Source organism: Roseibium sp. ROS1, assembly GCF_054658215.1.
Window position 1 is genome coordinate 475,387 of the sequence record NZ_BAAGIG010000002.1, and the last position, 10,235, is coordinate 485,621.

The following is a 10,235-nucleotide window of genomic DNA, read 5'->3' on the forward strand; positions in this document are numbered from 1 at the left end:
CGCCTCCCTTGACGGCAGTTTTTAAAAAATACCTCTGGTGATCATAGCCATAATTCCGGAAACGCAACGTAAATTCATTTGGATAAGACATAGATTTGTTGCGTTGCGAAAAACATCAGCGCAATATATTGGCGAAATTCTGGAGGTTTAGGCATGTCCGGGCGGATTCTGACGGTTGCACAGCAAAAAGGCGGGTCGGGGAAGACAACCCTTGCGGCCCATCTTGCCGTTGCGCTTGCCAAAAAGTCCGGCGAACCGGTGGCAATCCTCGACGTGGATCCGCAAGGCTCTTTGGGGACCTGGTTCGAGGCACGCGAAGACAACTTTGGCGAAGACAATACCGGTCTTGAATTCCGCACCGCGTCAGGCTGGGGCGCAAGGCGTGAGGCGCGTTCGCTCGCAAAGTCCCATGGGTACGTTGTCATCGATACACCGCCCAAGACCGACAGTGATGCCAAGCCGGCAATCGACGCCGCTGACTTCGTGATCGTTCCGATCCAGCCGACGCCGGTCGATCTCTGGGCAACCTCGCAGACGATCGAGATGGCTGCGCGTGAAGATACTCCCGCACTTCTGGTACTCAACCGCGTACCGCCCCGCGCGTCCCTGACAGGCGAGATGGCGGACGCCATTGCCGCTTCGGGATATGACGCGCTCAATGCCCGCCTGGGCAACCGGACCGTCTTTGCCTCTGCAATGGGCAGAGGCCGCGCCGTGACCGAGGACGCACCATCCAGCAAGGCGGCCCAGGAAGTTGCGCTGCTGATCGAGGAACTGGTCAGCAGGATCGGCTGAACTCTCAGACCATCTCGTCTGCATTTGCGAGACCACGCCCTTGTGTCAGGAGAGTTCACTCTAAAAACTATTTTGCCTTGTCCTTGTCACGATCCAGTGACTTGATAGGGGAAATTATAGGCCCCGGAGGATTGGCCATGTTCGTTTTTTCGTTTGTTTCCCAAAAGCTTTCCCTCAATTTCAAGCATCGTTTCAAGAAGGTTGCCAAAAGCACACTGCTTCTTGTGGCCAGCGCCGGTTTCGCCGGTATCATGGCCACCGCAGCAGGCGCGCAGGACCGGCGTATCGTCACCATTGATGATGCGGATTTCTTCGGTGGTGACTATCGCACCGTAAAAGACGTGGATCTGGACGGGTGCAAATCCGTCTGCCTCAGCGACAATCAATGCCGCGCATTCACCTTCAACACCTCTGCGGGCTGGTGTTTCCTGAAGACCGACTATGGCGAACTGCAGAGTTTTGCCGGTGCGATCGCCGGACGGGTCGTTGAAGTCAAGGCGCCACGCGCCGACCAGAGCGCAGACCGAAAGGCAGAGCTGGTTTTTATTCCCAAATCCCAGCTGGAAAGCGCACAGACCTATTCCCTCAGCATTGCAAATTCGGTGCGCCCGAACGGGCAGACTGCGGATCAGCTGCGCCGGAACGGTCAGGACGCACTCGGCGAGCGTAACGGCGCACTGGCAGAAGCCGACTTCCTGCAGCTGATCAAGCTGGAACCGGGTGAATTTGATGCCTGGACCCAGCTCACCACCGCCCTGCTGCTGCAGGATCCAGACAACTGGCAGGACAGGGAAACCAAGCGCAAGAACGCGATATCAGCCTCGATCAATGCCTATCTGCGGTCCGTCAGCGCACCTGAGCGCGCCTTGGCGCTTGAACTTGTGGGCCGCGCGATGACCCGAAGCAGCGAATACAAGACCGCGATCAAGGCCTTGCGGGCATCGTTGGCGGTCGAGGAAAATTCCAGCGTACGTCGGCAATACGCGGATCTGGTTGCCGAGCACGGCTTCCGGATCGTTGATCACGAAGTCGATTCCGACAGCGCGTCGCCACGGATCTGTCTGGTCTTCTCGCAAAAACTGCCGCTTGGCGAAGACATGAGCCCTTATGTCAGCGTAAGCGGCGAGGGTACTTTCGCGATTGAGGCGGAAGGCAGCCAAATCTGTGCGGATGGTCTCAAGCATGGCGGCCGCTATCAGATCACCGCACGCAGCGGCTTGCCGGCAGCCGATGGCGAGAAGCTGGAAAAGACCGCGGACCTGACTGTCTATGTGAAGGACCGGTCTCCGTCCGTCAGCTTTTTGAGCCGTTCCTACGTTCTTCCCGCTGGTGGCGACCCCACCATTCCGATCGTTTCCGTGAACACCTCTGAAGTCGAGACCTCGATCTACCGCATCGGCAACCGCTCCATCGCCGACATCCTGCGTGACAACCGCTTCCTCCGGCAGCTTGACAGCTGGCGGGCAGACCAGATCGAGGACGAACTGGGTCAGAAGGTCTGGTCCGGAATTGTCGAGACCGGTAACGACCTGAACCAGGACATCACGACCGCCATACCGATTTCGGAAACCGGCATCGAGCTGAAACCGGGCGTCTATGCCATGACCGCGCGGTCAAAGCTCGATCAGAAGAACCGCTGGGGCACGCTGGCAACGCAATGGTTCCTTGTGTCCGATCTGGGCCTGACGGCCCTATCAGGCGATAACGGCATTGCCGCCAATATCCGCTCTCTCACAAGTGCAGAGGCACTGGAGGGCGTGACCGTACGCCTGTTGGCCGTCAACAACGACATTCTTGGTGAAGCTGTCAGCAACGCGGAAGGTTTTGCGGAATTTGCCGTCGGCCTTACCCGCGGCAGAGGTGGTCAGGCCCCCGGTATTCTCGTGGCCGAAACGTCCGAGGGCGACTATTCCTTCCTCGACCTGCGCAAACCGGCGTTCGATCTGTCCGACCGGGGTGTCGAAGGACGTGCAGCGCCGGGGCCGCTAGACGTTTTTGCCTGGACGGATCGCGGTATCTACAAGGCCGGCGAAACCGTTCACGCGCAGGCTCTGCTGCGCAATGCAAGTGCAACCGCACAGGAAGACTTTCCGCTCACCTTCATCTTCAATCGGCCTGACGGTGTGGAGCACGCCCGCTTTACCGTGAACGACGGCGGGCTCGGCGGTCACCTTCAGGATGTGACGCTGGCGGCGTCGGCTCAGCAGGGTATCTGGTCCTGGCAGGTTTTTGCCGATCCGAAGGGCAGGGCTCTCACCGAGCAGACCTTCCTGGTGGAGGACTATCAGCCCGAGCGAGTCGATTTCGAACTTGAAACAGATGCAAAGGCCTTCAACCGTACCGGACCGACAGCAGTATCGCTGGACGCCAAGTATCTCTACGGCTCTCCGGCCAGCGGCCAGACGCTGGAAGGTGATGTCATCGTGCGGCCCATCCGCACGCTTGAAGCCCACCCGGGCTATCAGTTCGGCATTGCCGATGCGGATGCCTACACACAGCGTGGCTCCCTGTCGTCGGGCCTGAAGACCGATGAAGATGGCAAGCTTACCTTCGACGTCTTCATGCCCGAACTTCCCGAGACCACAATGCTTTATACCGGCGAGCTGATCGCACGCCTGGTGGAGGCGGGTGGCCGCTACGTTGAACGGGACATGGACCTGCCTGTTGCCATCGACGGACCACGCATTGGCGTGAAACCCGCCTTCGACGGCGGTGTCGATGAAGGCGGCCCGGCCGATTTCTCCGTAATCGTCATCGATGAAGACGGCAAGGAAGTCGACGGAGCGGACATCGGCTGGACCCTGTCCAAGGTCGATCGTCGGTATCAATGGTACCGCTATGACGGCAACTGGTCCTATGAGCCGATCACCACCACCCGCCGTGTTGCCACCGGCACCGTGCAGGTGACTGCTGGACAGCCGGCACAGCTATCCCTTCCGGTCGAATGGGGTGAGTACCGTCTCGACGTTGAAGGCAGCGGAACGCTGCAGACCTCGACGCGCGTCACCTTCAATGCCGGCTGGTATTCTGCCGATGCGTCCTCAGATACGCCTGATTATCTGGACGTTGGCCTCGACAAGACCAGCTACCGGCCCGGCGACACCGCCAAGCTGCGCCTCAAGCCACAGATGGCCGGTATTGCCGTGGTCAATGTTGTTTCCGGCGGATTGCTGGCCAGCAAGACCGTTGAAGTGACTGCCGAGGAAACCGAGGTCGAGATTCCTGTCAGCGACGATTGGGGGGCTGGGGCCTATATTACGGCCAGCCTCTACCGACCGATGGACCTGGACCAGAAGCGAATGCCGTCACGGGCAGTCGGTCTGTCCTGGCTTCAGGTCGACCCGGGTGACCGGGCGCTTGACGTGCAGTTGTCTGCGCCTGACCGGATTCTGCCCGAGACGACACTGGACGTTCCGGTGAAACTCGCGAACCTGAAAGCAGGAGACCAGGCGTATCTGACGATTGCCGCGGTTGACGTCGGCATTTTGAATCTGACCGGCTTCAAGACACCGGATCCGGAGAAATGGTACTTCGGCCAGCGGCGTCTCGGCACCGACTTCCGTGATCTTTACGGCCAGTTGATCGACCGGATGGCTGGAACCCGCGGGCGCGTCCGTTCCGGAGGAGATGCCGCAGGCATGCGGCTCGATGCACCTCCGCCGGATGAAGAACCGCTTGCCCTGTTCTCGGGACTTGTAACCGTGGGCGATACTGGCGAAGCAACCGTCTCCTTCGATATCCCGGCCTTCAACGGCGCCGTCAAACTGATGGCGGTTGCCTGGACAAGGGATGGCGTCGGTCATGCCGACCAGGAAGTGGAAGTGCGTTCACCAGTCGTGATGACGGCAAGCGCACCCGCCTTCCTTGCACCGGGAGACCAGTCGCGAATTTCCCTGGAAATCGACAACGTCGATGGCCCTTCCGGCTCTTATGCGCTGGAAGTTTCGGTCGCTGACGGCCTTCGGCTGGAAGGCGGCAGCACGGATCAGTCGCGTACGCTGGATCTGGAAAACGGCAAGAAAGCCCTGGTGCTGCTTTCTGTTTCGGCAGAAGACATGCTGACGAAGTCGGAAGTCGTTGCGTCGCTGACCGGGCCGCAGGGCGAAGTTTTCGTCAAGCGTTTCAGTCTCGAGGTTGAAGATACCCAGCCTGAAGTTGTCCGTCAGTCCAGCTTCTCACTGGCATCCGGAGACAGCCTCTCGCTGGATGCGGACACCTTCGACGGCCTGCGGGCGGATACGGTTGACATCACCTTGTCTGCCGGTGGTGCTGCAAGCATCGATGTCGCCGGCCTGCTGGCGGCACTTGACCGCTATCCTTATGGCTGCACCGAGCAGACGACCAGTCGTGCCTTGCCGCTGCTTTACCTCAGTGAAGTTGCCGAGGCTGCCGGGCTTGGCGGCGATAGCGCCATTCGGGAACGGGTGGTCAAGGCCATTGCCAAGATCCTGTCGAACCAGTCCTCTTCCGGTGATTTCGGTTTCTGGAACAGCTACGGCGGCGGTGATACCTGGCTGGACGCCTATGTCACCGACTTCCTGACCCGTGCGCGCGAAAAGGGATATCTGGTGCCTGATCTTGCGTTCACTTCGGCACTGGACAATCTGGAAAACAGGTTGGCCTATTCCTCCGACTTCCAGGATGGTGGCGAAGACATCGCCTATGCGCTCCACGTGCTGGCCCGCAACGGCCGCGCCTCCATGGGCGATCTTCGCTACTACCTGGATGCCAAGCTGCAGAACTTCGCAACACCGCTTGCCAAGGCACAGGTTGCTGCCGGGCTTGCCCTTTATGGCGAGCGTGACCGGGCGGCCACCGGTTTCCGGGCGGCTCTTGCCGCTCTGCCGAAGGAGGCTCCGAAGTACTATCGCGACGACTACGGCTCCGTCCTGCGCGACAGCGCGGGCGTGACGGACTATGTCGTTTCGGCGTCCATGGAAGACAGTCTGAAGACGGAAGCAATTGACTTCCTGAAAACGGCCCAGGCCAACAAGCCATACCGGTCGACACAGGACATGGCCTGGATGCTCCTGGCAGCGAATGCGCTCAACGAATCCGCGCAAGACGCCCGGATCTCCGTTCGTGGTGAAGTAACGCCCGGACGGCTCGCCTGGTCGCTGGCTGGCCGTGAGGTTGCCGACTTCCCGGTGGAGGTTAAGAACAACGGGGACGCTGGAACGGAGCTTCTTGTCTCCGTGGCCGGCCAGCCGCTGGTGCCCGAGCTCGCAGGTGGCAAGGACTATGCGGTTGAACGCACGGTCTACGACCTTGACGGCAATCCGATCGATCCGGCCGCGGTTCCGGTCAACACCCGGCTTGCGGTTGTCGTCACAGTGCGGGCCCTGACGGATCATCCGGGCCGGTTGATGGTCGTTGACCGCCTGCCTGCCGGCCTGGTGATCGACAATCCGCGGCTTGTGCGTTCCGGCGATATCGGTGGCCTGTCGTTCCTCGATACGGTTGATCAGCCGGAACATTCGGCGTTCTACAGGGACCGCTTCGAAGTGGCCGTGGACCAGACTCGTTGGAGCAGCAAGGAACTGACCTTTGCCTATCTTGCAAGGGCTGCAACCCCGGGCGACTATTCGCACCCGCCGGCGTCGGTAGAGGATATGTACCGTCCGGACCGCCGCGCCATCACGGCAACCGGCAGGTTGGTTGTTCTCGGCCCGACGCGGTAAGGCCGTACGATGAAAACGTTGGCGCGGCGGAATTGGCTCATGATCCGGCGGTGGTTCGCTGCCGCCGGTCTTGGTGCCGCCGCGCTGTCTGTCTGCCTGATTACAAAGGTCGGGCATGACTATGCGTCGCTGTCCGCGCCGCCCCGTGTCGGCGACCTGCCTCTGTCGGTTGTCGTTCTGGACCGGAACGACCGCCTTCTGCGGGCTTTCACCAGCCAGGACGACAAATGGCGCTTGCCGGTGGAGCTACCAGAAATAGATCCGCTTTATTTCCGGATGCTACTGGCGTTCGAGGACAAGCGGTTTTACGAACACGGCGGGTTTGACGCGCTGGCGCTTGCTCGCTCTGCCCTGCAAAGTCTCAGGAACGGCCGCATAGTTTCCGGCGGTTCGACGCTGACCATGCAGGTTGCGCGTTTGCTGGAAGAGCAGCCGACGAAGTCGCTTGAGCGTAAATACGAGCAGCTACTCAGGGCCGTTCAGCTGGAAGCGGAGTTTTCGAAAGAAGATATCTTGCGGCTTTATGCTCTCAGGGCGCCTTTTGGCGGCAACCTGGAGGGGGTTCGGGCGGCAAGCCTTACCTGGTTCGGCAAGGAACCTGGGCGTCTCACGCCGGCGGAAGCTGCGCTGCTGGTGGCATTGCCGCAAAGCCCTGAGGCGCGGCGGCCGGACCGTTTTCCAGAGCAGGCGCGCAAGGCCCGCAACCGTGTCTTGCGCCGGGCAGCAGTGGCTGGTGTCCTCGGCAAAGAGGATGCGGCTTCGGCCGCGAATGAACCGGTCCGGACGATACGTTATGCAATGCCATTCCTGGCGCCGCACGAAAGCCGGCAGGCGCGTGCCGATGCGCCTCTCTCGCCTGTCCACCGGCTGACGATCGACCTTGAGCTTCAGCGTGCGATCGAATCCCTGGCGAGACGGAAGAGCGAGACGATGCCATCGCCAGTTTCCCTGGCCATTCTGGTCGCCGATCACCAGAGCGGAGAAATTCTGGCAAGCGTTGGCGCGCCGAACCTTCTGGACACGCGCCGCCAGGGGCATGTCGACATGACCCGCGCCACACGTTCGCCCGGATCAACGCTGAAGCCGTTCATCTATGGCCTTGCCTTTGAAGAAGGTGTCGGTCTGCCGGAAAGTTTCATTGAAGACCGGGCGACCAACATTGGTGGCTACCAGCCGACGAACTTCGACCAGTCCTACCAGGGCACGGTCACCCTGCGCGAAGCCCTTCAGTTGTCGCTCAATACACCGGCCGTGAAGTTGCTGGAAGCGGTCGGGCCGGCACGGCTGATTGCCCGGCTGAAACGTGCCGGTGCCAATCCCGTCATGGAGAAAGGCATCGCACCGGGGCTTGCCATCAGCCTTGGCGGTCTCGGCATGACATTGCGGGACTTGGCCCAGGCCTACGCCGCAATGGCTCGAGGTGGCGAACCGGTAGCCCTGTCCGTTTGCCGCAAAGACTGCCAAGAGGGTACGACCCCGGTGTCTTCAGCCCGTGTCCTTTCGGAAAAGGCCTCCTGGATGGTGGGCGATATTCTTTCCGGATTGCCGCAGCCGCAAAGTGCAGAAACACACCACCTCGCCTACAAGACGGGCACAGCCTACGGCTATCGTGACGCTTGGACTGTCGGTTATGACGGTCGTCATGTGGTGGCGATCTGGTCGGGGCGCCCGGATGGCACGCCAGTGCCCGGGGCGACGGGAGCTTCGGTCGCCGTACCTATTCTCTTCGAGGCGTTTCAGATACTGGGACCCGACAGGGTTCCGCTTCCGGACGGTCCGGCGGAAGCCATGAGTGTCGCCGCGCAACAGGTTCCCGAACCGCTTCGCTTTGCCCGCTTGCCACAAAACCGCGGCACGGTTCGCACGGGTGACACCTTGCAGATATCCTATCCGCCGGACGGAGCCGAGCTGGATCTTGGGTTCGCACGGGACAGTTCGTTGGAACAGTCGGCGCAGCCTCTGGTCGTCAAGTTCAAGGGCGGTGCAGGGCCGTTCTCCTTCCTTGTCAACGGACGCCCCCTCCACACAGGGCAGCGGGAAAGGCAACTTGTCTGGCAGCCGGACACGCCTGGTTTTGCGGATGTGACGGTGCTGGATGCCAACGGTAACAGTGCAGGAATAACGGTTCTTTTGCGCTAATCGCACAACAGCGCGCCATATCGAACCCTTTCAATGTCGGCATCGCATAAAGGCCTGCCGACCGGTCTGCATCAAAGATGCGGATCGACACACCCCGCCTGCGCACCCGCTTGTTTTGCGAGAGTTCGCATGGAATGTGCGAATCTTCCGAAAAACATGCGGTTTTCATCGCCGTGGGGCGAATCTTTCAGCATCGAATCCCGCGACAGAGTATGTGGAAGACAAGAAACACCTACCTTGGCGAGGTTTTAGCGGATTTTCTCCACTCGTCTGAGTGGTGTCGTATTTTCCTTAAGGGAAGGGTGTTGAAATTCTCCATTGAACTTGTTTTCAGGTGTTAATAAAGTATAAATTAAGAAAAAATCTTAAATAAGAAAGACATGTATATTCTATTTTAGAAGTATGATCTATTTTTTGATTGAGTATTATATTTTTAGATAGAAGTTCTTTGTTTTTCTGTGTTGTGTTTCGGAGGGGTGGGGTTGGGGTGTCTCATCGCGAAATAGTGATTTTCCCGGGATTTTCCGCGAATTTTTGTTTGATGGTTCCCTTGGGTAATGGAAAACTGGTTGCAAAACAGCATGTTGCAGAAAAAACACACAGCTGCCTGACAGTGCTGCCAGTCAGCAGTTTGGACTTGCTGTGCCAACTCGAGTTTGGTTCTTAAGCCCTGCGACGGCGAGTAATCGCCAGAAAAAATAGTTCGGACTTTTTCGACTGAATTGTTTTTGTACGAAATCGCGGGGATGGAGCCCGCCAGGTCCTTGAGGGTCAGGTTCGGTTCCAATGAAAATTGACTTTTGGAGGTCAGATATGAAACTCAAGAGCTTGATGCTCGGCGCTGCAGCTGCTGCTGCTGCCACCACCGCACAGGCAGCCGATCTTCCGGTTGCTCCGGAGCCGGTTGATTACGTTCGCGTCTGTGACGCTTACGGCGCACGCTTCTACTACATCCCGGGCACCGAAACCTGCCTCCGCGTTGGCGGCCGTGTTCGTACCCAGGTAATCGTCAACAACACGCTGGACAACGGCGCTTGGGGCAACCGTGATTCTGACGGCTACTCTTGGCTGTCTCGCGGCTACCTGTACCTGGACGCTCGCACTGCAACCGAATTCGGTACCCTGCGTGCATACGTCTCCATGTACTCCACCGTCACCAACGGTGCGAACTCTGCTAGCCTCGATAACGCCTACATCCAGTGGGGCGGCCTGACCGCAGGTCTTCTGACCTCGAACTTCGACATCTTCACCGGTCAGACCTTCATGGGTGTTGTCAGCCGTAACTGGTCCGACCAGACGGTCAACCAGATCGCTTACACCGCAGCTTTCGGCAACGGCTTCTCCGCTACGATCGCTCTGGAAGATCGTTCGCATCGTGAAGTTGGCACCTACGGCGGCACTCGTGCACCGGACCTGGTCGCTGCTCTCGGCGTTTCCCAGGGCTGGGGTTCTGCACAGCTGTCCGGTGCTCTGCACCAGGTTTACCCGGATCGTGCAAACGCACACCAGACCGGCGCAACCAACAACGGTGCTGACGATTCCTTCGGTTGGGCAATCGGCGGTGGTGTTGCTGTCAACATCCCGATGGCTTCCCCGGGCTCCAACATCTTCTTCCAGGGC

At 59.5% G+C, this 10,235-nt stretch carries 4 protein-coding genes; all 4 read left to right on the top strand.

Going from position 1 to position 10,235, the window contains the following annotated elements:
* Positions 1-153 precede the first annotated feature (153 nt).
* Entirely contained in the window at positions 154-795 is a 642-nt protein-coding gene (gene parA / locus ACYQ6M_RS10390) for a ParA family partition ATPase (RefSeq protein ID WP_023000188.1), read from the top strand.
* A 137-nt stretch (positions 796-932) separates the two neighbouring features.
* Positions 933-6,476, top strand: coding sequence for an alpha-2-macroglobulin family protein (locus ACYQ6M_RS10395; protein WP_460073663.1), 5,544 nt, complete (start codon positions 933-935; stop codon positions 6,474-6,476).
* A gap of 39 nt (positions 6,477-6,515) precedes the next feature.
* Positions 6,516-8,615 (top strand): penicillin-binding protein 1C, encoded by a 2,100-nt coding sequence (pbpC, locus tag ACYQ6M_RS10400; RefSeq protein ID WP_460073665.1) that lies wholly within the window; start codon positions 6,516-6,518, stop codon positions 8,613-8,615.
* Positions 8,616-9,428: 813 nt separating this feature from the next.
* Positions 9,429-10,235: porin (locus ACYQ6M_RS10405; protein WP_460073667.1), on the top strand; the 807-nt coding region annotated here is incomplete at its 3' end.